The 21,622-nt window shown below is 52.3% G+C and carries 23 protein-coding genes; 15 read left to right on the top strand and 8 right to left on the bottom strand.

The window, feature by feature from the left end; translation table 11 throughout:
• Positions 1 to 27: 27 nt before the first annotated feature.
• Both ICL55_RS34435 and ICL55_RS34430 read left to right on the top strand, forming a co-directional pair.
• The gene (locus ICL55_RS34435) at positions 28 to 1,041 is read left to right on the top strand and encodes a LacI family DNA-binding transcriptional regulator (RefSeq protein WP_188106512.1); all 1,014 of its coding nucleotides are present in this window, start codon (positions 28 to 30) and stop codon (positions 1,039 to 1,041) included.
• Between the two features lie 67 nt (positions 1,042 to 1,108).
• On the top strand, positions 1,109 to 1,837 hold the full coding sequence (locus tag ICL55_RS34430) for a hypothetical protein (protein ID WP_188106509.1): 729 nt from the start codon (positions 1,109 to 1,111) through the stop codon (positions 1,835 to 1,837).
• 83 nt (positions 1,838 to 1,920) lie between these two features.
• On the opposite strand, the gene ICL55_RS34425 is transcribed toward ICL55_RS34430, so the two are convergent.
• Entirely contained in the window at positions 1,921 to 2,271 is a 351-nt protein-coding gene (locus ICL55_RS34425) for an iron chaperone (RefSeq protein WP_188106507.1), read from the bottom strand.
• 122 nt (positions 2,272 to 2,393) lie between these two features.
• Here ICL55_RS34425 and ICL55_RS34420 point away from each other — a divergent pair, with 122 nt between their 5' ends.
• Positions 2,394 to 3,110, top strand: coding sequence for an SDR family oxidoreductase (locus ICL55_RS34420; RefSeq protein ID WP_188106504.1), 717 nt, complete (start codon positions 2,394 to 2,396; stop codon positions 3,108 to 3,110).
• A gap of 1 nt (position 3,111) precedes the next feature.
• Here the strand turns inward: ICL55_RS34420 and ICL55_RS34415 are convergent, their stop codons facing one another.
• The 6 genes from ICL55_RS34415 to ICL55_RS34390 form a co-directional block, all read right to left on the bottom strand.
• Positions 3,112 to 4,044, bottom strand: a complete 933-nt coding sequence (locus tag ICL55_RS34415; protein WP_188106502.1) for an NADP-dependent oxidoreductase — start codon at positions 4,042 to 4,044, stop codon at positions 3,112 to 3,114.
• 149 nt (positions 4,045 to 4,193) lie between these two features.
• A complete protein-coding gene (locus ICL55_RS34410) occupies positions 4,194 to 5,528 on the bottom strand; it encodes an MBL fold metallo-hydrolase (RefSeq protein WP_188106500.1) in 1,335 nt (444 codons plus the stop codon).
• Between the two features lie 13 nt (positions 5,529 to 5,541).
• The gene (locus tag ICL55_RS34405; protein ID WP_188106498.1) at positions 5,542 to 5,964 is read right to left on the bottom strand and encodes a DUF6691 family protein; all 423 of its coding nucleotides are present in this window, start codon (positions 5,962 to 5,964) and stop codon (positions 5,542 to 5,544) included.
• A 13-nt stretch (positions 5,965 to 5,977) separates the two neighbouring features.
• Positions 5,978 to 6,547, bottom strand: coding sequence for a YeeE/YedE family protein (locus tag ICL55_RS34400; RefSeq protein WP_223151691.1), 570 nt, complete (start codon positions 6,545 to 6,547; stop codon positions 5,978 to 5,980).
• Between the two features lie 78 nt (positions 6,548 to 6,625).
• A complete protein-coding gene (locus ICL55_RS34395) occupies positions 6,626 to 7,423 on the bottom strand; it encodes a sulfite exporter TauE/SafE family protein (RefSeq protein WP_188106495.1) in 798 nt (265 codons plus the stop codon).
• Positions 7,424 to 7,491: 68 nt separating this feature from the next.
• Positions 7,492 to 8,139, bottom strand: a complete 648-nt coding sequence (locus ICL55_RS34390; protein WP_188106493.1) for a Crp/Fnr family transcriptional regulator — start codon at positions 8,137 to 8,139, stop codon at positions 7,492 to 7,494.
• A gap of 136 nt (positions 8,140 to 8,275) precedes the next feature.
• On the opposite strand from ICL55_RS34390, the gene ICL55_RS34385 reads away from it, so the two are divergent.
• The 9 genes from ICL55_RS34385 to ICL55_RS34345 all read left to right on the top strand — a co-directional run bounded on the left by ICL55_RS34385 (position 8,276) and on the right by ICL55_RS34345 (position 17,692).
• The gene (locus tag ICL55_RS34385; RefSeq protein WP_188106491.1) at positions 8,276 to 8,674 is read left to right on the top strand and encodes an HYC_CC_PP family protein; all 399 of its coding nucleotides are present in this window, start codon (positions 8,276 to 8,278) and stop codon (positions 8,672 to 8,674) included.
• A 204-nt stretch (positions 8,675 to 8,878) separates the two neighbouring features.
• Positions 8,879 to 10,168, top strand: a complete 1,290-nt coding sequence (locus tag ICL55_RS34380; RefSeq protein ID WP_188106489.1) for an efflux RND transporter permease subunit — start codon at positions 8,879 to 8,881, stop codon at positions 10,166 to 10,168.
• Position 10,169: 1 nt separating this feature from the next.
• Positions 10,170 to 12,104: an efflux RND transporter permease subunit gene (locus tag ICL55_RS34375; protein WP_188106487.1), complete on the top strand. Its 1,935-nt coding sequence runs from the start codon at positions 10,170 to 10,172 to the stop codon at positions 12,102 to 12,104.
• On the top strand, positions 12,088 to 13,407 hold the full coding sequence (locus ICL55_RS34370) for a TolC family protein (RefSeq protein ID WP_223151690.1): 1,320 nt from the start codon (positions 12,088 to 12,090) through the stop codon (positions 13,405 to 13,407). The genes ICL55_RS34375 and ICL55_RS34370 overlap by 17 nt, the downstream gene beginning before the upstream one ends.
• Complete coding sequence (locus ICL55_RS34365; RefSeq protein ID WP_188106485.1) at positions 13,385 to 14,587, top strand: efflux RND transporter periplasmic adaptor subunit; 1,203 nt, start codon at positions 13,385 to 13,387, stop codon at positions 14,585 to 14,587. Before ICL55_RS34370 ends, ICL55_RS34365 begins: the two co-directional genes overlap by 23 nt.
• Positions 14,588 to 14,603: 16 nt before the next feature.
• Positions 14,604 to 15,827 carry an efflux RND transporter periplasmic adaptor subunit gene (locus ICL55_RS34360; RefSeq protein WP_188106483.1) on the top strand — a complete coding sequence of 408 codons (1,224 nt, stop codon included), beginning with the start codon at positions 14,604 to 14,606 and terminating at the stop codon, positions 15,825 to 15,827.
• Between the two features lie 32 nt (positions 15,828 to 15,859).
• Complete coding sequence (locus ICL55_RS34355; RefSeq protein ID WP_188106481.1) at positions 15,860 to 16,405, top strand: DUF3347 domain-containing protein; 546 nt, start codon at positions 15,860 to 15,862, stop codon at positions 16,403 to 16,405.
• Positions 16,406 to 16,421: 16 nt separating this feature from the next.
• Positions 16,422 to 17,048: a DUF3347 domain-containing protein gene (locus tag ICL55_RS34350; RefSeq protein WP_188106479.1), complete on the top strand. Its 627-nt coding sequence runs from the start codon at positions 16,422 to 16,424 to the stop codon at positions 17,046 to 17,048.
• A gap of 188 nt (positions 17,049 to 17,236) precedes the next feature.
• Positions 17,237 to 17,692 carry a heme-binding domain-containing protein gene (locus ICL55_RS34345; RefSeq protein ID WP_223151689.1) on the top strand — a complete coding sequence of 152 codons (456 nt, stop codon included), beginning with the start codon at positions 17,237 to 17,239 and terminating at the stop codon, positions 17,690 to 17,692.
• Here the strand turns inward: ICL55_RS34345 and ICL55_RS34340 are convergent.
• A complete protein-coding gene (locus ICL55_RS34340) occupies positions 17,689 to 18,159 on the bottom strand; it encodes a hypothetical protein (protein WP_188106475.1) in 471 nt (156 codons plus the stop codon). The genes ICL55_RS34345 and ICL55_RS34340 overlap by 4 nt on opposite strands.
• Positions 18,160 to 18,267: 108 nt before the next feature.
• Here ICL55_RS34340 and ICL55_RS34335 point away from each other — a divergent pair, with 108 nt between their 5' ends.
• From ICL55_RS34335 to ICL55_RS34325, 3 genes are all read left to right on the top strand, one after another.
• Positions 18,268 to 19,242, top strand: coding sequence for a helix-turn-helix transcriptional regulator (locus ICL55_RS34335; protein WP_188106472.1), 975 nt, complete (start codon positions 18,268 to 18,270; stop codon positions 19,240 to 19,242).
• 7 nt (positions 19,243 to 19,249) lie between these two features.
• Positions 19,250 to 19,732 carry a hypothetical protein gene (locus ICL55_RS34330; protein WP_188106470.1) on the top strand — a complete coding sequence of 161 codons (483 nt, stop codon included), beginning with the start codon at positions 19,250 to 19,252 and terminating at the stop codon, positions 19,730 to 19,732.
• Between the two features lie 699 nt (positions 19,733 to 20,431).
• Positions 20,432 to 21,622 carry an efflux RND transporter periplasmic adaptor subunit gene (locus ICL55_RS34325; protein WP_188106469.1) on the top strand — a complete coding sequence of 397 codons (1,191 nt, stop codon included), beginning with the start codon at positions 20,432 to 20,434 and terminating at the stop codon, positions 21,620 to 21,622.

The raw sequence follows: 21,622 nt of genomic DNA, 5'->3' as shown, positions 1-21,622 counted from the left end.
CACCGGTGATTTCTTATATTCGGGCATATGCGCCGACACTATGCTACGATAAAAGATATTGCCCGGGCGTTGAACATCTCCGTATCAACGGTTTCCAGGGCACTGCGGGACACTTATGATGTGAATGCCGAAACCCGGCAGCTGGTACTGGACAAGGCGGCAGAACTGCATTACCGGCCTAATTTCAATGCCACCGGCCTGGTAAAAAACAGCTCGCATAATCTGGCTGTACTGTTGCCGGGCATTACCAACTATTACTTCTCTACAGTATTTACCGGCATACAGGAAATAGCCTACCGCCACGGTTATAACCTGATCCTGCACGTCACCAACGATGATGCAGAACGGGAGCTGAACATTATACGCAGCCTCTCTTTCAGCAGCCTCGACGGTATGCTGGTGTCTGTATCTTCTCAGGCCGACGCCTGTGACCATTTCCAGGAGATCATCGACGACGGCGTGCCGGTGGTGTTCTTCGATCGTGTAGCCGAACATGTTAGCACCAGCAAAGTGATGCAGGACGATTATAACGGCGCCTTTGAAGCTACCGAACACCTGATCGCCAAAGGATACCGCCGCATCGCACATATTGCCGGCCCACAGGGGCTCACGTTCACCGGCAACCGCCAGCAGGGCTACCTGGATGCGTTGCGTAAACATAAACTGCCGGCACAGGATTCCTGGATTATCCATTCCGGCTTCTCGCAGGACAGCGGGTATCAGGATTTCCAGCAGCTGTGGCAGCTGCGTTCAAAGCCGGACGCCATTTTTGCGGTCAACGACCGTAAGGCCGTCGGCGCCATGCTGGCCATGAAAGAAAAGAAAATCGTTCCCGGCAAAGATGTGGGTGTTATTGGCTTCACCAATGACCCCGTATCGGCCATCATCTCCCCTTCCCTCAGCACCATCGCTGAACCGGCCTTTGAGATCGGCAAGGTAAGTTGTCAGTTGCTGCTGAACCATATCCGGAAAAAGAATTTCATCGCGGAAGAAGTGGTGCTGCCGGGGAAATTGATTGAACGGGAATCTACCCAACGTTAAAATTTTGATACCCTGTCATCTGAGGAAGCTTTCCGGTCTTACATTCGGTTAAAATTACCCTGTACAGATGAAGCGAATGTTTCTTCTACCTGCCTTTATTGTTATTGCCCTGGCAACCTGCATGCACTATGCTCCCACCTTTGAAGTATACTCCAAAAGATACTCGCCGGACAGCAGTAAATACCTATTAGCTTATAACCGCGCCTTTGGCGGCGCCTGGGATGGCGGCCGCGACTGGTACCTCACCGTAATGAAGGCGACAGATTCCGTATATGAAGCGGAGAAATTCCGGGTGCTTTCCAATCAGGATATTGACAGCTTGTATTGGAAAGGAAATGACACGCTGGTGATACATGAAAAGTATGAACACTATATCGGGCGTGGAAAATCTGCTTTCGGAAGCAACCTGTTTAAGATTAACGACGCTTATATTCAGATTGTGCAGAAAGATCCTGTCAATAGCGCCTATACGAGAAAAATCTATTATCGGGAAGTATCGCCCAGCGGGCGTTATGAGTTGGTCGTTTACCGGTACGTCAAACCCCAAAACCATTATTATCCGCTCCACGTCTCTGTCATCCCCAAAGGTGACAGTCTTCCCAAATTCGGTAACTTCTTCATCTCCCGCTATGAAAATGATTGTATCAATGGCATCAAATGGCGTGCAGGTGACGTCTTAGCCATTCAGATGCATTCCGCAGATGCCTTTGCTTTCACGGAATATCTGGTAACAAACAGGGTCGCGATCCCCTATGTTCGCATTGACAATAATGAGGTGATTTCTTTTGCACAGTGACAACATCGCCAATACCCTCGTTATTCAACAGGTGTATAGCGGTCATCTCCGGGTGACATCGGCCGAAGGCCCGATAAAAAATATTATTCGGCCACCTCTTTGATCCGGTATTTCACAATCTTGTTGATCAGCGATACCGGCAGTGGTTTATCCAGCGAAAACTGAATAGCGCCTTTGGAAGTTTTATAGTCGGCCAGGTCGTCCTGAAAAACATGAATAGCGGAGCCGCCCGGATAAAAGCCGATATGGCCTTTGTAGCCGGCAAACCATACCAGCACTTTTTGCTGCTTAAATGCCGGTATATTATAGCTGATCACTTCTGTCGCTTTCGGTGCTGCTTTGCGAATGATTTCGCGGATCTCGCGCGCCTTTTCGACGCAGGGTTCAGGCACAGTGGCCATGTATTCGTCGGTAGTTTTGAATTTAGTTCCCATGGCGATATGATTGTGGATACAAACATACAAAGACTAACATTGCCGGAGGCGGTGTCAATACGACAATTACAAGGGGAGATACCGCCATTAATATTTATATTGGGAAACCTATTTTGATACACATGACAAACAGCCAACAACCTAAGATAAGCCTTGTTACCGGTGCCAGCAGTGGCATTGGCCATGCCATTGCCCGCGCCCTGGCGGCAGAAGGCCATACCGTCATCATCACCGCACGCAGGCAGGAACGGCTGGAAGAACTGGATGCCCCCAATGTGGTGATCATGGCCGGAGACCTTACTGACAGCGAATTTCAGGAGCAGGTAGTCAATACTGTTTTTGATACTTATGGCCGCTGCGATTATCTTTTTAATTGTGCAGGCAGTATTGAAACCGGCGCCATCGATACTATCGATGTAGATAAGATGGCCGCTATGATCCGGCTGAATGTGGAGGCTACCTTCCGGCTGACTTACCTGGTATTAAAACGTTTCAAAGCGCAGGGCTCCGGACATGTGATCAACCTGTCGAGTGTGATGGGCACGAAAGTGCGGCCTACGGCCGGCGCCTACGCGGCCACCAAATTCGCCATGGAAGCGCTGTCCGAAGCGCTGCGGATGGAGCTGGCAGGTACTCCGCTCAAAGTGTCCTGTATAGAACCGGGACTGGTGATGACGGAGCTGCACAAAGACTGGCCCGTTCATCCCAAAGAAAGTATGGGCATCCATCATCCGCTGACGGTAGACAACATCGTGGACACGGTGAAGTTTATATTGCAACAACCGGAACATGTGCGCATACCGAAACTGATGATCCTGCCGGGCGACCATCAGATCTGAGTTACAGCGCCACCACCACTTTACCGCGAGTGCTGCCGCTTTCAATCTGTTGATGTGCTTTTCCCATATCATCGAAATTAAATACCGCCGACACGTGGGACTTCACTTTGCCGCGCTCCAGCAGGTCGGCCAGCCGGTGCATGTCTGTACCGCTGGAAGCCACGACGATAAAGTATCCTGTTTTATTTTGTGCGGCAGCTTTCTCTCCCACTGTTTCGCGTAATCCGCTGGGCAGGCTGATGATTGTTCCCTGTGGCCGCAGCACTTTCAGCGAACGATCTATGTATTCACCTCCCATCGTGTCCAGTACGAGGTCAAGGTCATGATAGTGATCTTCAAACGCGCCGGATTTGTAATCGAAATGTTCGTCGGCGCCGAGGCCCAGTACAAAATCCCGGTTGGCGGCGGAGGCCGTACCGATCACATACGCGCCGGCTTCTTTGGCCAGTTGCACCGCATAATGGCCTACCCCACCTGCGGCCGCATGTATCAGCACTTTGTCGCCGGGATGGATCTGCGTGCTGTTAAGCGCCTGCAGGGCCGTGAGTGCCGCCAGCGTTGCCGCCGCAGCTTCTTCATGCGAGATGCCTGCCGGTTTGCGGGCCAGCTGTTCTGCCGGCACCGCCACATACTCCGCGTAAGCTTTACCATGACCGGGAAAATTAATCATCCCAAATACCTCATCCCCTTCTTTGAACAACGGAGAACGGGAGGCGGTCACCGTACCGGAGACGTCCCAGCCCAGGATGATGGGATTATCGGCCTGTAGTTTACCAAACATGCCTTTACCAGAACGGGTTTTAACATCGATAGGGTTAATGCTGATCGCTTTTACCTGTACCAGTACTTCGCCGTCCGCGATCTCCGGCACCGGCAGGGTTGTATGTATGAGCTGGTCAATGTCGCCCGCTCCTTGTAAGATGATTGCTTTCATGTTGTTGAGGATGATTTGATACAAATGTAACTCAACCACCCGCTCTTTTTCCTGTATAATCTTTGTATAAATCTGTAAAAATACCAGATAACTAAAAATAAAAAAGCGGCCCGGAGAGCCGGGCCGCAGGTGGATTTATATTCGTTCACTTAAAACGTTTTGATATCTTCTCCGAGGTCGTAAACGGGTACCTGCCCTTTCAGCGCGTCTGCCACGATGCTGCTGCCGGCAGCGCTGCGGTAACCACCGGCGCAATGTACCACGACGGGTTTGCTCACCGGTATTTCGTTTAATCGTTCCCGTAGCTGGTCCAGCGGAATGGCAATGGAGCCGGGCAACAAGGCACCTGCCTGTATTTCGTTCTCCATCCTCACATCTACGATGGTAAAATCTTCCGGATGCGCGCGCAGCTGGTCCAGCGGCACAGGAGCCATTGTTTCGGTGCCCCCGGCATATACCATGGCGCCGCGTATCATGCTTTCATAGCCGATGCTGGCGGCCCTGTGAAGCGCTTCTTTCAGCTGCTGTGCATCTGCTGCCAGCAGGTAAAAAGCTTCGCCTGGCGCTACCACGCTGCCCAGCCACGTTTCAAATTTGCCCTTCAGTTGCAGATTGATCGCATGCGGCAAATGGCTTTGTTTAAAAGCGGCACCGGAACGGGTATCTACGAGCAGCACACCGTTTTCCAATGCCTCACCGGAAGCCGGTGCCGGCACTTTTTCCAGTGAAGAGACCAGGGCTGGCGCCCCTTTCCGGTTGATGTCCACATCATACGGAAAATATTTCGGGATATAGGGCTGCTGCGATAACAGCTCCGCTACAAATGCGTCTTCGGTATATTCCTGCAAACTCCAGTTGGTCAGTTTCTCGGCGCCGATGGTACTGCGATTGGCATCACTCAGCGACTTACCGCACAGGGTACCCGCGCCATGGGCAGGATACACGTAGGTATCATCCGGCAATGTCATCAGCTTCTCCCGCAGGGAGTGGTACATCTGCCGCGCAAGGTCGGCCCGCGTAGCGGTGAGGTTACCGGCTTTCTCCCGCAGGTCAGGACGGCCGCAGTCGCCGATGAACAACGTATCACCGGTGAAGACTGCTTTTACAGTCCCTTCTTCTTCCAGCACAATACTGATGCTGTCGGGCGAGTGGCCGGGCGTGTTCAGGGCTTTGAAAGTCAGCGTTCCTATTTGTAATGTCTTTCCTTCATCAAAGGCGGTATGCGGATAGGCCGCACCCACCAGCGCCGAACAATAAATCGTTGCGCCGGTAGTCTGATGCAGCTCCAGATGGCTGCTGACAAAATCCGCATGCGGATGCGTTTCTATCACCCCGGTGATGGTTGCTTTCTTTGAGGCAGCGTATTCCACGTAAGGCGTGATATCGCGTGCAGGGTCTATCAGTATCACTTCTCCGGCCTGTTCGCTGTATACAGCGTACGCATAATGTGCCAGTCCTTTATCTTCAAATTGTCTGATCTCCATAACTATCTGTTTTTTAATGAGGTAATTGGTCCCGAAAACGGCCATACACCCAGGTGCCGGCGATGGCACTTAATAAAGTAACGGCGACTACGGTAGCGCCTACACCGATCTGGGCGAACAGCGGGCCCGGACAAGCGCCGGTTATGGCCCAGCCCAGACCAAATATCAAACCACCGTAGATCTGTCCTTTATTGAACTTCTTAGGATGAAACACCACGGTTTCCCCGTCCAGTGTTTTGATATTGAATTTTTTGATTAACCACACCGACAACATGCCCACCATCACCGCACTGCCAATAACGCCGTACATGTGAAAGGACTGCAGCCGGAACATCTCCTGGATACGGAACCAGCTGATCACTTCTGCTTTTACAAAGATGATCCCGAACAAAGTACCGATCACCAGATATTTTAATTGACTAAACCATGTATTCATAAAAAAGTCAGCATTACAATGAAAGAATAAAAGGCAGTATCAGATTAGCCATCACAAAACCGCCGATCATAAAACAGATGGTGGCTACCAGCGAGGGCCACTGCAAAGTGGACAGGCCCATGATAGCATGGCCGCTGGTACAGCCGCCGGCATAACGGGTGCCGAAACCTACCAGAAAACCACCACCCACCATCATCAGCAGGCCACGAACGGACAACAGCGCGGGCCAGTTGAACAGCTGACCAGGCACCAGCGAATGAAAATCTGTAATACCATATGGTGCGAGGTCCGTAACGAGTTGAGGATTCACCGCCACCGGTGCCGGATTAGCCAGCACGGAGCCTGCGATGATACCGCCTAACAGGATCCCCCCTACGAAAAGAAGGTTCCACGTTTCCTTTTTCCAGTCGTACTGAAAGAAAGGTACCTTCGCCGGTACGCAGGCAGCACAGATATGCCGCAGCGAAGAACTGATACCAAAAGATTTGTTGCCCACCAGCAGCAGTACCGGCACAGTAAGGCCGATCAAAGGGCCTGCGATGTACCAGGGCCAGGGTTGTTGCAAAAATTCGAGGATTGTCATTTAATTATGTGTATTTATGTTACAAAGGTGTAGCAATACGGTCACGAATACGGTGACAATTGTTACACAGTGGGATGCTTATTTCAATAATGTTTCCAGCAGGATGATGTAAATGCCCATGACCAGTACAAACCAGCCGAAGCCATGTTTGAGCCGCTCCCCCGGTATCCTCCGGGAAAGCAGTCCGCCGGCCACCACCCCTGCCACGGCAATACTGGTCAATGTCAACAACAGTAGCCAGTTGATGCCTGCATGGCCGGTGTCTCCCATAAAACCAATGAGGGTGCTCATGGCCATGATCATCAGAGACGTGCCTACCGCCGTTTTCATGGGCAGCCCCGCCATCATGATGAGCGCCGGGATGATCAGGAATCCGCCACCAGCGCCCAGCAGGCCTGTCACGAAGCCGATCAGCATGCCATAGAGCGCCAGCCGCACCTTGCCGGTGGTACTCATGGGCGCCGCTTCGCGTTCCTCAGCCTTTCTGCCTATGATCATGGAAAAAGAAGCCAGCAACATCAGTCCGGCGAACAATAACATCACTGCCAGTTCGCGGGTCAGTATCCAGTCGCCCACCCTAAACAGCTCCGCCGGTATGGCCGGCATCACGTACCGCCTGGTGAGCCATACCGCGATAATAGAGGGTATGCCAAACAACAGGGCCACCGGCACATTTACCCGTTTTTTCCGGTAGCTGCCCACCGCCCCTACAAGGCTGGTGGAACCTACAATAAACAGCGAGTAAGACGTTGCTGCCGCCGGGCTGATACCAAAAAGATACACCAGTACCGGCAGGGTAAGCACAGACCCGCCACCACCGATAAGACCCAGCGATATGCCGATCAATGCCGCTGCGATATAACCTATAATTTCCATCTGTTACACATTTGCTTTACTGTCCATACAAAGGTACGGAGCCGCCAAAGCAAACTCTGTGACTTAGGTTACACAGGCAGTACTTCTATAGAATTCCTGTTGAGTTTGACAAAGCCTCTCTGTTCCATTTTTTTGAGCAAACGGGAAACGACCTCCCTGGACGAGTTGAGGTCTGTAGCGATCTCCTGGTGGGTTAATTTCAGCTCCTGGGTGCCCAGTTTGGTGGCCTGGGAACGAATATAGGATAAAAGACGCTCGTCCATGTTTTTAAATACGGTGCTGTCCAATACGCCCAGCACCTCTTCGAAGCGGCGGCGGTAAGACTCTATCACAAACTGGTACCAGCTTTTGTGGTCTTTCATCAGCGCCTCCATATAATGCACGGGTATCATCAGCACCACAGCATCTTCCACTGCTTTAGCCATTACCTCGCTCGCTTTTCCGGAAGCCACACATACCATAGAAATGGCACAGGCATCACCCGGTTCCAGATAATACATAAAAAATTCGCCTATATCTTCTCCTTCCCGGTATAATTTGATCCTGCCTTCCAGGACCAGCACCGTGTATTTAATATATTGGCCCTGCTGCATCAGCACCGTGCCGGCAGGTACCTGCTGTAAGGTCCCGATCTCTGACAGGTATACTTTCAGTGCATTGTCCAGTGAGGGAAAATGAGCGTTGAGATAGTCCAGAATATCAGATTTTGCATCCATTGTATGCGCGATATGATTACAAGGTACAAAAAAGCCCGCGAACAGGGAGCGGTACAGATATCACCACAAAAAAATATAAAAAAACTTAAAATTATATAACAACCATTCCGGCCCTTCCGGCTACTTTTGCTCACATATGAAGAAAGTCCTCACACTCCTGTTACTACTGCTGTACGTAGGCACCTCCACCGGCGCCACGTTCCACATGCACTACTGCATGGGGAAGCTGGTAGAGGTAGCGTTGTGGCACGGGGACAATAAAAAATGCAGTCATTGCGAGACAGACCTAAGCAAGGGATGCCCTAAAAAGTGCTGCAAGGACGAGCATAAAACGGTGAAGCTGGAGAAAGACCAGAAAGTAACTGCTCATGCGCTTCATTTTCTGCAAATGCCTGCGGCCGACGTTCCTGTCAGCTATGTGGTGTTGCCTCCTGCTAAGATAGTGTCGCTGGCAACCGCGCATCCGGTGAGCCATGCACCACCTTACCCCGGTAAGGTCCAGCCCTATATCCTGTATTGTATTTTCCGCGTGTGATACCCCTTCCTTCAGCACGGTAAACCTGCCGTTTACTGATTTACCACCCTTTTATTATTCTTTTTCCGGGAGATGACTGGTCCCGCTGTGCAACGTGTAACCTATACCGTTATACCGGGTTTATGGTTGTGCATCGCAGTCTGTGAGCAACCTTGTATCTGCAGCGGTTGCTGTTATCTTCTGGTACCCATTGAACTAACATATATGGTACATCGAATTATCGAATGGTCGCTGCGCAACCGCTTTATTGTGCTGGTGCTGGCCACCGCCCTCTTTGCCTGGGGCATCTATGCCGTCAAAAAAAATCCTATCGACGCCATTCCGGACCTGTCGGAGAACCAGGTGATCGTGTTCACCGAATGGATGGGCCGCGGCCCGCAGCTGATAGAAGACCAGATCACCTATCCGCTGGTGACCAACCTGCAGGGATTGCCTAAAATCAAGTATGTACGCGGTTCTTCCATGTTCGGCATGAGTTTTATCTATGTCATTTTTCAGGATGATGTAGACATCTACTGGGCCCGTGAAAGAGTGCTCGAAAGACTCAGCACCGTGTCCCGTACCCTGCCCACAGGTGTTTCGCCGCAACTGGGGCCTGACGGCACCGGCGTAGGCCACATCCTCTGGTACACGCTCGACGCCCCGCAGATGGACCTCGGCGAACAACGCGCCCTGCAGGACTGGTACGTAAAATTCGCCCTGCAAAACGTGGAAGGCGTCAGCGAAATAGCCTCCTTCGGCGGCTTCCAGAAACAATACCAGATCACCGTAGATCCTAACAAACTATTATACTACCGCCTCTCCGTGCCGGAAGTGATCAGCGCCATCCGGACCAACAACAACGAGTCCGGCGGCCGCAAATTTGAAATCAGCGATATCGGTTATATCATCAAAACTTCCGGCTATCTGAAATCGGCCGATGAAATCGCCAACATACCCGTCAAAACCCAGAACAGCATTCCGATACGTGTGGCCGATGTGGCCACCGTGCAGATGACCGGCGAAACACGCCTCGGCATCTTTGATCAGGACGGACAGGGCGAACGGGTAGGCGGCATCGTGGTGATGCGCTACGGAGAAAATGCCGCAGAAGTGATCGATCGCGTGAAAGCCAAAATGAAAGAGGTCTCCAAAGGTCTCCCTGACCACGTGAAATTCGATATCGTGTACGACCGCGGTGAACTGATCAAAGAATCGGTGGACTCCATCAGACACACACTGATCGAAGAGATGATCGTCGTGTCGGTGGTGGTGATCATCTTCCTTTTCCACTGGCGCAGCGCGCTCAGCATCATCATACAGATACCTATCACCCTGGCCGCCAGCTTCCTGCTGCTGAATGCCTTCGGCATCTCCTCCAATATCATGTCGCTTACCGGTATCGCACTGGCCATCGGCGTCATCGTGGACAACGGGATCATCATGAGTGAAAACGCATACAAACACCTGGCTGAACGGTACGCCAGCTGGCAGGAACAACAAAAAAACCAATAACATGAACTGGCTGAAAAAGATATTCAGGAAACCACCACAGTGGATCAGCGAAGAAGAAAGGCTGAAAGTCATCGAGCAGTCAAGCAAGCAGGTGTCGCGTGGCGTATTTTTCGCCACCATCATCATCATTACCTCTTTCCTGCCGGTGTTTATGTTGACCGGACAGGAAGGCAAGCTCTTTCACCCGCTGGCCTATACGAAAACATTTATCATGATCATGGACGCCCTGCTGGTCATCACGCTGGCGCCTGTCCTGATCTCCTTCTTTATGAAGGGCAAATTCCGGCCCGACAATGCCAATCCGGTCAACCGGTTGCTGGAACGCATATACGAACCTATTATCAAAGGCGTATTAAAATGGCGTAAGACCACCATCGCTATCAACGTGATTGCACTGGTGATCACCATCCCGCTGCTGAAAAGCCTGGGCAGCGAGTTTATGCCGCCGCTGGATGAACAGAGCATTCTGTTTATGCCCGTTACCCTTCCCGATATCTCCAACGCAGAAGCCAAACGAATCCTGCAGGTACAGGACAAGATCATCAAATCGGTACCGGAAGTAGAGAAAGTGCTGGGTAAGGCGGGCCGCGCCAGCACCGCTACCGACAACTCCCCCATCAGCATGATCGAAACCATCATTATGCTGAAACCTACATCACAATGGCGGGAAGGCAAAACGAAAAAAGACATCATCGATGAGCTGGACGCTAAGTTACAGATACCTGGTGTGGTAAACGGCTGGACACAGCCCATCATCAACCGTATCAACATGCTGGCCACCGGTATTCGTACGGACGTAGGCGTGAAAGTGTATGGTCAGCAGCTGGACACCATCGCCGCTGTTTCTGAAAAAGTACGGAAAGCGCTGGAAGGCACGCCCGGTATCACCGACCTGTACGTAGAACCCGTTACCGGCGGTAAATACCTCGATATCACCGTTCGCCGGGCAGACCTGGCCCGCTATGGCCTTAATGTTGATGATGTGAACCAGACGGTAGAAACCGCGCTGGGTGGCGCTCCCATCGGCAACACCATCGAAGGGCGGCAACGTTTCTCTATCAGTGTGCGGCTGGCACAAGACTACCGCAACAGTGTAGAGCGTATCCGCCGCATTCCGATCATGTCTGCCGCCACCGGCGAAGTTCCTTTGTCCGCCGTAGCTGACGTAAAATTCACCGACGGCCCGCCGATGATCACTTCCGACAATGCCATGCTGCGGGGCGCCGTACTGTTCAACGTACGTGGCCGTGACCTCGGCAGCACCGTGCAGGAGGCCATCAACAAAATGGGACAGGCACAAAATATCCTGCCACAGGGCTACTATCTGGAATGGAGCGGCCAGTACGAAAACCTGATCCGTGGCCAGCAGACACTGTTATGGATTGCGCCGGTAGTGCTGATCATCATTTTCTTTTCACTCTACTTCGCTTTCCATTCCATCCGCGAGGCTTTCCTGAGCCTTATCACCGTGCCTTTCGCGCTTATCGGTGGCGCCTATATGATTTATTTCTGGGGCGTAAACCTGTCAGTAGCGGTGGCCGTGGGTTTCATCGCCCTCTTCGGCATCGCGGTGGAAACGGGTATCGTGATGGTCATCTATCTCAACGATGCCATGCAGCAGCTGGTGAAACAGAAAGGCAACAGCGCTGAGACCATCACGCGGGAAGACCTGCGGATACAGGTGATCTATGGCGCCGCTAAAAGGCTCCGTCCCAAACTGATGACCGTATGCGTGTCCCTCTTCGGACTGGTACCGGTACTGTGGGCCAACGGCGTAGGTACTGATGTGATGAAACCCATCGTACTGCCTATGATCGGCGGCGTACTCACCTCGTCCACGCATATCTTGCTGGTCACCCCGCTGATCTTCCTCATGACAAAAGAATATGAATTGCGTAAGCACGGAAAACTGGAGATCCATGAAGTACATCACTAAATATAAGCACGCAGAAAACCTGCACGCAAAGACGCAAAGCAACAGAGGCGCAAAGAGACGAACCTGTTTTTTGATGGTGGCGATGTCTTTGATGACCTATGCGGCCAGCGCGCAGCAAGCGCCCGTATTGTCTTTGCAAAGTATTCTGCAAAGAATAGACAGCAACAACGTGTTGCTACAGTCGTACGGGCTGAAAGCGGAAAGTTACCGCCACAGCGCCGAGGCAGCCACTGCCTGGATGGCCCCCATGGTGGGCGCCGGCACCTTTATGACGCCCTATCCCGGCCAGATGATCATGGACGACCGCGATAAAGGCAACCTGATGCTGCAACTGGAACAGGACATCCCCAATCCGGCCAAACTGGCGGCCAAAAAGCGTTACATCGCGTCGCAGGGCAACGTGGAAATGGCTACCCGCGGCATCACGCTCAACGAATTAAAAGCGCAGGCCAAACGACTGTACTACACCTGGATCGTAGCGCAACAAAAAATCCGCGTGCTGCAAGAGAATGAAAAGATCATGCAGACCATGCAGAAAATCGAAGAAGTACGGTTCCCCTATAACCAGTCGCAACTCAGTGGTGTCTATAAAACCACCGCCAAACTGGAAGACAACCGTAACATGATCCGCATGCAGGAAGGCACCATCGCCAAGGCGCGCTCCTGGCTCAACAGCCTCATGAACGCACCCGGCAATCAGTCGTTCGATATCGACACCACGTACCAACCGCTGTTTGAGCAGGCGTCTTCCTACGATACCGCATCGCTGGCGGCCGTACGGCAGGACGTGGTGAAGATGAACGAAAGCATCCGCTCTATGCAGCTCAACGTAGCAGCAATGAAGCGCGACAAAAAGCCTGATTTCAGGATCCGCTTCGACCACATGCAGCCGCTGGGCTCCGGTATGCCAAAAGCTTTCAGCGCCATGGGCATGGTCAGTATACCAATAGTGCCGTGGGCCTCTAAAATGTATAAGTCAGGCATCAAATCCATGGAATACAGTGTAGCGGCCATGGAGAAAGAGAAAGCCGCCATGTTGCAGGAAACGCAGGGCATGCTGTACGGCATGCAGTACGAGATACGCTCCATGCAGCAGCGCATCAGCGCTATGGAAGACAAGATCGTGCCCGCGCTGCGACAAACGCTGGATGCCGGCTTCCTGAACTACCAGGAGAACAAACAGTCGCTGTCCACCGTCATCGACTCGTGGGAAGCGCTGACCATGATGCAGTCCAATATTCTGGACGAGAAACTGAAACTCTATGAAATGATCGTGGATTATGAGAAACAACTATATCGTTAATATCAATATCCTGTCGGTAGCAGCGTTGGCGCTGCTGACCTTCGCTGCCTGCCAGCGTAAGCCGGCACAGACACATGCTACCGGCCACGCACAAACGCCGGACAGCAGCATTACCGCGCTGACGCAGCCGGTCAATGCCCGCGTGATTGCCACTATTCCGGTCATCAAAGCCACCAGCGGCACCCGTATCCATACCGCTGAGGTGAGCGGTGTCATCACCTACGATACCCGCCGGCAGACCAGCATCGCCAGTCGCGTAGGCGGCCGTATCGAAAGGCTGCTGATCAAATACAACTACCAGCCTGTCAGCAAAGGACAGCTGATCATGGAGATCTACTCCCCTGATCTGGCGGCCGCACAGCGGGAGCTGCTGCTCGTCGCCCAACAGGACGGCCCGCTGCTCTCCGCTGCCCGTCAGCGGTTGCAGCTGCTGGGCATGCAGCCGGCACAGATAGACCAGGTGCTGAAAACAGGGCGTATCCTTTACCGTATTCCGGTATACAGTAACGCCAACGGCTATATTCTGGAACAGAGTGGTGCAGCAGCACCAACTGCCGCGGCGCCTGCTGCCGCTGCACCTGCCGGCGATGGCATGAGCAGTATGGGCGGTGGTGGCGGCAGCGCTCCCGCTACTGCTACACCCGCAGCACCCGCCAACACACCGGTGATGCTACGCGAAGGACAGTATGTAAGCGCGGGGCAGTCGCTGTTCACCATTTATCAGGCCGATAACCTCGTGGCAGAATTCTCTTTTCCTTCCACGCTGGCAGCTAAAATAAAGGCACAGCAGCGCCTGCTGTTCTATCCGGTGCATGATAAAAACGCGATGCAGCCCGGTACGATCGGACTGATAGAACCGGTGTACCGCAACGGACAGAACTTCACGCTGGCAAGGGTGTACCTGGGCGCTCATCATTTCCGTGCCGGCCAGCTGCTCACCGCCAGCATACCGTTGGTATATCGTGAAGGCTGGTGGTTGCCCGCCAAAGCACTGTACCGCTCCGGTAATCAGTCGCTCGTGTTCCGCAAAACAGGGGGCGCCTTTACGCCCATAGCCGTGGAAGCCGGCGCCATTGTAGCCGACATGGTACAGATCACATCCAACATCGCCGACTGGGAAGTGGCTTCCAATGCCGCTTATCTGGTAGACAGCGAGAGTTTTATCAAAACCAATCCATAGTGTAAATCATCTAACCATGGAAAGAAAAAAATTCTTACGCAACATATTCCTGGTGTCCGTGGCGCCGGCCGTATTGCTGGCCGCCTGCAAGGAAACCGGCAAACCCGCCGCACAGGCGGGTCCGCAACCGACGTTCACCTGCCCTATGCACCCACAGATCGTGCAGAACAAACCCGGCACCTGCCCTATCTGCGGCATGGACCTGGTGCCGTTCGACAAAAACAACAAAGACCATTCGCTGACGCTGGACAATAGCCAGATAGCGCTGGCCAACATCACTACCGTGACCATCGGCGCCGGCAACCTGGCCGGATTCAAACAGCTGAACGGCCGTCTCGCTACCGATCCGGAGAAAACCAATGTCATCTCCAGTCGCGTACCCGGCCGGGTGGAAGTGCTCTACGTGCGGGAGACCGGCGTGAAAGTGACCAAAGGACAACCGCTGTACCGTATCTACTCCGAGCAGCTGGCAGCGCTGCAACAGGAATATCTGCTCGCCGCCGCACAGGCGCGGCAGTTCCCCGATGATGCCCGCTTTGCACAGATCGAAAAAGGCGCCCGGCAGAAACTGACGCTGTACGACCAGTCAGATGCCGCTATTCAACAGCTGCAGCAGTCACAGAAAGTGAATCCTTACGTGACCTATCCCGCCACCCAAAGCGGCGTGGTGTCGGAGTTGTCTGTCACCGAAGGACAATATGTGGCCGAAGGCGGCGCCGTGATGCGCCTCGAAGGGTATCAGCAGTTGTGGGTGGAAGCGGACCTCTACCCGGCAGAAGCCGAAGCCGTAAAGCCCGGACAGACCGTGAAGGTAATGGTGGCCGGCTGGGAGCAGGAACCGCAGCAGATGACCATTCAGTTCATCAACCCGGCCCTGCAGAGCGGCAGTCAGCTGATGCAGCTGCGCGGCACCATTCCTAATCCGGACAACCGCTGGCAGCCGGGCCAACAAGCCAATATCCTGTTGCCCGTTAAAAGTAAAAACGACGTACTGACGTTACCGGTAGACGCCGTGATCCGCGACGGCAAAGGCACCCACGTATGGATAGAAAAAAGCAAAGGTAAGTTTGAACCACGTATCGTTACCACCGGCATGGAAAACTACGACGCCGTAGAGATCGCAGACGGCCTGGCTGCCGGCGATAAAGTCGTCGTAACCGGCGCCTATCTGTTGTATAGCGAGTATATCCTCAAAAAAGGCGCAGACCCGCTGGCAGCAGCCGCCAGTCATCAACATTAAAAAATCAACTGTTCATCATAAAACGTATCCTCATGACTTCATTCGTTAAAGCGGGTATCCCCGTACTCTCCGCCCTGGTCCTTGCCGCCTGCGGCAACAGCGCCACCACCGGCAGCCACGCAGACTCCTCCCATCAGCAGCAGCCGCAACAGGCCGCCGCACAGCCCGGAGCCCTGCAGCTGAAAGACGATCAGCTGAATGCCGTATATCAGCAATACCAGCTGCTGTCTCAGGCACTCGTGAATGGTGATGCCGCCGCAGCGCGCATTGCCGCCAACGCCATCGAAGCGGGCGCCAAAGACCTCGCCGGCGGCGCACAGACCGCCAGCACCGCGGCGACCATCGTAGCGGCAGCAGATATCGAAGCACAGCGTACCGCCTATGCATCACTCAGCAATGACCTGATTGCCCTGGTGAAAAAATCAGGCGTCAGCAGCGGCACCCTGTACGTAGACTTCTGCCCCATGGCCCTCAACGACAAAGGCGGCTACTGGCTCAGCACAGAGAAAGGCATTCAGAACCCATACTTCGGCGAACAGATGCTCACCTGCGGAGAAGTAAAAGAAACGATTCAATAACTACTAACGTATACACATGAAGACGATCATCATCAGCACCCTGACAGCCACTACCCTGGCCTTTGCCGCCTGTAACAATCAACCTGCCACCCATGAAGGCAGTCACACCGACAGCAGCGCTACCGCACATCATCATGATGCCGCACCTGCCGCCGCTGCGGACGTCGCCACCGTGCAACCACAGTTCACCGACGTAGACCCGGCCGTGACCACCGCCATGAAAGGCATTGTAGAGGGCTACCTGCAACTGAAAAACAGCCTCGCCGCCGATGACGATGCAGCCGCGGCCAAAGCCGGCGAAGCCATGAGCGCCGCCCTGGCTAAAACAGATGCCTCGCGCCTCACCGCAGATCAACAGAAAATCTACGCCAACAACGAAGCAGACCTGAAAGAGCATGCCGAACATATCAGCAAAAATGCCGGCAACATCGCTCATCAGCGGGAACATTTTGCCGAGATGAGCGAAGATGTTTACGAACTGGTAAAAGCATTTGGTGGCGGCCAACCGCTGTACCACGAACGCTGCCCGATGTACAACGACAACAAAGGCGCGCTGTGGTTGAGTGAATCCGCCACAATTAAAAATCCTTACATGGGCGCCAAGATGGCGACATGCGGCACCGTGGAGGAATTAATCCGATAATTATTCGTCCAGGGGCTGAAGCCCTGGGCTACAATGTGTGTTCAGGTTGTTTCCTTTATACGCCTGTTTAGTTTTTGGGATAACCATGTGGCATATACGAAAGGCGGCCGGGCCACACATGCCCCGGCCTTATTGCGGTTTAAAACAATATAGCCCAGGGCGTCTGCCCTGGGCATAAAAATTTTATGATGAAAAAATTTAAATGGATAGCGGCTATACTACTACTGGCATTTGGCTCGATGCAGTTATTCCGGCCTGCTAAAAATCAGGGCGATCCACAGGACCTGACAGCGGACATCGGTCACGTATATACGATGCCGGACAGTGTCCACACACTATTGCAACAAGCTTGTTATGATTGTCACAGCAATCACACCCGTTACCCCTGGTATGCGGACATACAGCCGGCAGGCTGGTGGCTGGCCAGTCATATCCGGGAAGGAAAAAAGGAGCTGAACTTTCAGGAGTACGGACAGTATCCACCTAAGCGGCAACGCAACAAACTCAAAAGGATAAAGGAACAGCTTATTACCGGCGCCATGCCGCTGTCTTCTTATACGCTTATTCACCGGGAAGCCATATGGACACCCGCGCAGCGGCAGGCCGTGATCGTCTTCATAGACAGTACGCTGGAAAAACTTTAGGTGAATTTCAGTACGCCGCAGGTGAAGATAGCCAGCAGCAGCAACAGCTGAATGATATAAAACAGGTTCAGCCGGCCCTTCAATGGTTCAATCGATGCGCTGACGTTCTCCCCGGACGTGGCAGCCTGCAATACCGGTTTCATCTTCAGGCCAAGCCTTCTTCCAAGAATACCGTTGACGATCACCAACAGAAACATGATCATCTTGATCCTGAACCACAGCTGTTCTCCATAGACGCCGTGCACCTGGGCCATCATGCTGATACCCGACAACAATAACAACAACATCCCGATGCCCATGGCTACCGGGAAACGGGCCGTCAGGTCCAGAATAGCCACGGCCCTTACACGATCAGATGCATAAATCTTCCAAAAACGGCGGTTAGCCATAAATCCTGCCAGTACAATGCCGGACATCATGGCCAGTCCGGTAATGTGCACCAATAAACTCAATAAATAGGTGTTCATCTTAACATAATTTTATGCCGACAAAGGTCTGCCCTACCCGCCTTTTCCGTTTACATTAAAAGGAGTCTTATTTATATAAAAAGGAATTAGATTTGTAAAAAAAGTACCATGCCACTGGAATGGGATGCCGCAGGGAATGGACGGCCAAAATTCAACGCAGACGAACCGGACATCTTTACGCCGCACTTGCATGAAAACTCATCAGAAGTATCGGCGCCATTTGGCCGGGGGGAAATATCCACCTGGCAGTTTGATGGCATCCGTATGATCAGAAGCAACTGGGAATACAATAGCCGCAGCCAGTTGACCTGGCAGACCGAAGTTGATATGGTCCACCTGCATTTTATTTTGAAGGGAGACCTCCTCATGGAGCCATTAGAAGGAAGGACACCGCTGCACTTTACCACCAATACGCACAATATGCTGTATAACAATATGGTGCCAGGCGTATTAAATATTCAGGAGCTGGAAGCTTCTGCCTTTATCCTCCAATTTTCCAAAGACATTTTTCTTCAGCTGACCGAACATTCCGATGAAGTGCTGCAACGGTTTGCAGACAAGGTGCTGAACGGACAGGTAAGCACACTCTCGCCCCGTTCCATGCCTATCAGTCTTCCTATGCAGCAAACCATCAACGCGATCCTGCATTGCGGCTACCAGGGCGGTATTAAAAAGATGTTCCTTTTCTCCAAAGCCATTGAGATGCTGGTACTGGAAGCTGCGGCCTATCAGGAATACCACCAGGCCAAAAATACCGTTGTGCGTACGCCCTACGACCGCGACCGGCTGCATTTCGCCCGGGAACACCTGTCGCAAAACCTGGAGAACCCACCCACGCTTTCCGCACTGGCCAAACTGGCAGGGCTAAACGAATACAAATTAAAACACGGGTTTAAAGAGATGTTCCACACCACCGCTTTTGGCTTTGTAGCAGAGCAGCGGCTGGACCTGGCCCGTACTTACCTGCTGGACCAACATAAGACAGTGGGCGAAATTGCGAATATGCTGGGATATTCTTCTATTCAACATTTTAGCGCAGCCTTTAAAAAGAAGTTCGGCTGTTCGCCTAATAAAGCACGATAATATACCTATGACCGCACGTAGACTGTTACCCTATATACTGATGGTAGTGTTGTTTACAGGGATTTACTGGATCAGTATGCTGGCTCCTCTATCTTTTCTGCATGATATAGGTTATCCAACAAGAGCGCATTTACAGAATGAAGCTTTTATACGCTGTCTTCCCATTGGCCTTTTTATCGTCAACACGTTGGAGATAGTTACCGTTTACCCGCAAACGTTCTGGTCCAGAACATTAAAAACCTTCGTCACCATCCTACTCGTTTATGTAATCAGCGCGCTGATATGGCTGCTGATGGGACGGCCCAACGTTATTAACCTGTTTGGTGGTCGTGTAAGGCCACATATGCCCTGTCTTGCTACGATGTTCTTTTCGCTGGTGCTGATGACCGGCCTGGAAATAGTACAATACATCGTTTTCCGATTTGTCGGCAAGACGGTTGTTTGCCGGTATATCCCCCGCTGGCTGAGGATGGATCATACTGTTGCTTAGACCCAACGCCTATATCAAACTAAAGCGCTTTTCTGAATGACCTTACGCCGTCTGTTACCATATGTACTCATTGTTGTTTTGCTTGCCGGGATTTACTGGCTGACGATGGTAATTCCTGATGGCTGGTTTGAGGGTGGGTCTTATAAAATCTACCGGCAGAGAATACAATCGCAGCAAGCACTGTTAATGGTGTTATTACCCATTTGTTTATTCTTGGTAAACTCGTTGGAGACATTGACTGTTCCCATTTTGACATTCCCTGTCAGATTACTAAAATCAATTTTTACGTTAGTGCTCTGTTATATCACGATGGCCGGAATATGGTATTTGTCCGGACAACCACAGGCCAGTCTGTTTGGAAACCATCGTATATCCCCCCATTTCAACTGCCTCATGGCAATCATGACGACTGTTGTGCTCCTTGTCTGTCTCGAAATATTCTCGATTTTCCTGTCGCGTTTTGTTACAAAAGCCACCATCACCCGATATATCCCCCGTTGCCTCCGGATGAGCAGCACCACTAGTGCTTAATCCTGTAGGCAGTTCTGATATACTTATCAAGATCATCCTGTAGGCGGTCTTTTTTCATTTCCCCCATTTTCCGGTTCACCTCCGTTTTTTTCCGGTTCATCCGGATTGTCGGTATCTAATCTCCTGTGATAAGCCACATTTGCTCTTTATAAAGAAAAAATGATGGCAATGACTCACCAAAAAAGCAACATTAGCAGCAGACATCTGATTCCGGGGCTGATCATAGCCTGCCTGGTGCCGGCAGCCCTCAGCAGCTGCGGCAACAAAGCCGGAGCAGCTGCTGCCGGAATGGAAGCTCCCGTGCCCGAACTGCCGGTAATGACTTTGGATACCACCACCGCGATGACCACCAGCGACTATTCCGCGCAGCTGGAAGGAAAGGTGAATGTCGATATCCGTCCACAGGTGGATGGTTATCTCGATAAAATATTTGTGGACGAAGGCAGCTATGTAAAAGCAGGCCAACCACTGTTCCAGATCAACGACCAGACTTACCGTGAACAGCTCAATAAAGACATCGCCAGTCTGCATGCCATGGAATCTGCGCTGAATGCGGCCCAGCTGGAAGTAGACAAAGTGAAACCACTGGTAGATAACAAAGTGATGGCGGAGATGCAGTTAAAAACAGCCCTGGCCACGCTGCAGACAGCCAAAGCCAACGTAGAACAGGCCAAAGCCGCCGTGGCCTCCTCCCGCATCAATGTAGGCTTTACGCTGGTGAAAGCACCGGTAAGTGGCTATATCGGCCGTATCCCTAAAAGGATCGGTAACCTCGTTGGTAAAGGCGATGCCACCCCGCTCACGACCCTTTCTGATATCAGCGAAGTATATGCGTATTTCTCCATGAGTGAAAACGACTTCATGAATTTCAGTAAAGGAGCTTCCGGCGCCACTTTACAACAGCAACTGAAACTGCTGCGGCCAGTGACGCTGCTCCTCTCTAATGGAGAAGCCTATGGCCACAAAGGACGTATTGAAATGATCGACGGTCAGTTCAACAAAACCACTGCCGCCATCAGCCTGCGTGCCACCTTCCCGAACCCGGCTTCCCTCCTGCGTTCCGGCAACACCGGAAAAGTGCGGGTAGAACAGCTCTATAGCGGTGTGATACAGGTGCCACAGGCCGCCACACTGGAATTGCAGAACAAGGTGTTTGTATATCAGCTGGGCGACAGTAACAAGGTAGAACGTCGCATCCTTGACCTGGCCGGTAGCAGCGGAGAAAACTTCATCGTCCATGAAGGGCTGAAAAAAGGCGATAAGATCGTGACCGCCGGTATAGAAACCCTGATGGAAGGCGCCGTGGTAAAACCCGCAGGCACCCCTAAAGATACCGTTGCCCCGGCAGCGGGAAAATAA

This window comes from Chitinophaga varians, from assembly GCF_014529945.1.
GTDB lineage: Bacteria > Bacteroidota > Bacteroidia > Chitinophagales > Chitinophagaceae > Chitinophaga > Chitinophaga varians.
Note: the sequence above shows the minus strand (reverse complement) of the source record. Positions and strands in the feature narration are given on the sequence as shown.

Bases quoted from the DNA above. Each gene is read 5' to 3' on its own strand.
- ICL55_RS34345 (WP_223151689.1), top strand. From the start codon at position 17,237: ATGAAAAAATTTAAATGGATAGCGGCTATACTACTACTGGCATTTGGC.
- ICL55_RS34350 (WP_188106479.1), top strand. From the start codon at position 16,422: ATGAAGACGATCATCATCAGCACCCTGACAGCCACTACCCTGGCCTTT.
- ICL55_RS34390 (WP_188106493.1), bottom strand. From the start codon at position 8,139: ATGGATGCAAAATCTGATATTCTGGACTATCTCAACGCTCATTTTCCC.
- ICL55_RS34395 (WP_188106495.1), bottom strand. From the start codon at position 7,423: ATGGAAATTATAGGTTATATCGCAGCGGCATTGATCGGCATATCGCTG.
- ICL55_RS34325 (WP_188106469.1), top strand. From the start codon at position 20,432: ATGACTCACCAAAAAAGCAACATTAGCAGCAGACATCTGATTCCGGGG.
- ICL55_RS34365 (WP_188106485.1), top strand. From the start codon at position 13,385: ATGAGAAACAACTATATCGTTAATATCAATATCCTGTCGGTAGCAGCG.
- ICL55_RS34330 (WP_188106470.1), top strand. From the start codon at position 19,250: ATGACCGCACGTAGACTGTTACCCTATATACTGATGGTAGTGTTGTTT.
- ICL55_RS34340 (WP_188106475.1), bottom strand. From the start codon at position 18,159: ATGAACACCTATTTATTGAGTTTATTGGTGCACATTACCGGACTGGCC.
- ICL55_RS34420 (WP_188106504.1), top strand. From the start codon at position 2,394: ATGACAAACAGCCAACAACCTAAGATAAGCCTTGTTACCGGTGCCAGC.
- ICL55_RS34425 (WP_188106507.1), bottom strand. From the start codon at position 2,271: ATGGGAACTAAATTCAAAACTACCGACGAATACATGGCCACTGTGCCT.
- ICL55_RS34375 (WP_188106487.1), top strand. From the start codon at position 10,170: ATGAACTGGCTGAAAAAGATATTCAGGAAACCACCACAGTGGATCAGC.
- ICL55_RS34415 (WP_188106502.1), bottom strand. From the start codon at position 4,044: ATGAAAGCAATCATCTTACAAGGAGCGGGCGACATTGACCAGCTCATA.
- ICL55_RS34380 (WP_188106489.1), top strand. From the start codon at position 8,879: ATGGTACATCGAATTATCGAATGGTCGCTGCGCAACCGCTTTATTGTG.
- ICL55_RS34405 (WP_188106498.1), bottom strand. From the start codon at position 5,964: ATGAATACATGGTTTAGTCAATTAAAATATCTGGTGATCGGTACTTTG.
- ICL55_RS34385 (WP_188106491.1), top strand. From the start codon at position 8,276: ATGAAGAAAGTCCTCACACTCCTGTTACTACTGCTGTACGTAGGCACC.
- ICL55_RS34400 (WP_223151691.1), bottom strand. From the start codon at position 6,547: ATGACAATCCTCGAATTTTTGCAACAACCCTGGCCCTGGTACATCGCA.
- ICL55_RS34410 (WP_188106500.1), bottom strand. From the start codon at position 5,528: ATGGAGATCAGACAATTTGAAGATAAAGGACTGGCACATTATGCGTAC.
- ICL55_RS34430 (WP_188106509.1), top strand. From the start codon at position 1,109: ATGAAGCGAATGTTTCTTCTACCTGCCTTTATTGTTATTGCCCTGGCA.
- ICL55_RS34360 (WP_188106483.1), top strand. From the start codon at position 14,604: ATGGAAAGAAAAAAATTCTTACGCAACATATTCCTGGTGTCCGTGGCG.
- ICL55_RS34335 (WP_188106472.1), top strand. From the start codon at position 18,268: ATGCCACTGGAATGGGATGCCGCAGGGAATGGACGGCCAAAATTCAAC.
- ICL55_RS34370 (WP_223151690.1), top strand. From the start codon at position 12,088: ATGAAGTACATCACTAAATATAAGCACGCAGAAAACCTGCACGCAAAG.
- ICL55_RS34435 (WP_188106512.1), top strand. From the start codon at position 28: ATGCGCCGACACTATGCTACGATAAAAGATATTGCCCGGGCGTTGAAC.
- ICL55_RS34355 (WP_188106481.1), top strand. From the start codon at position 15,860: ATGACTTCATTCGTTAAAGCGGGTATCCCCGTACTCTCCGCCCTGGTC.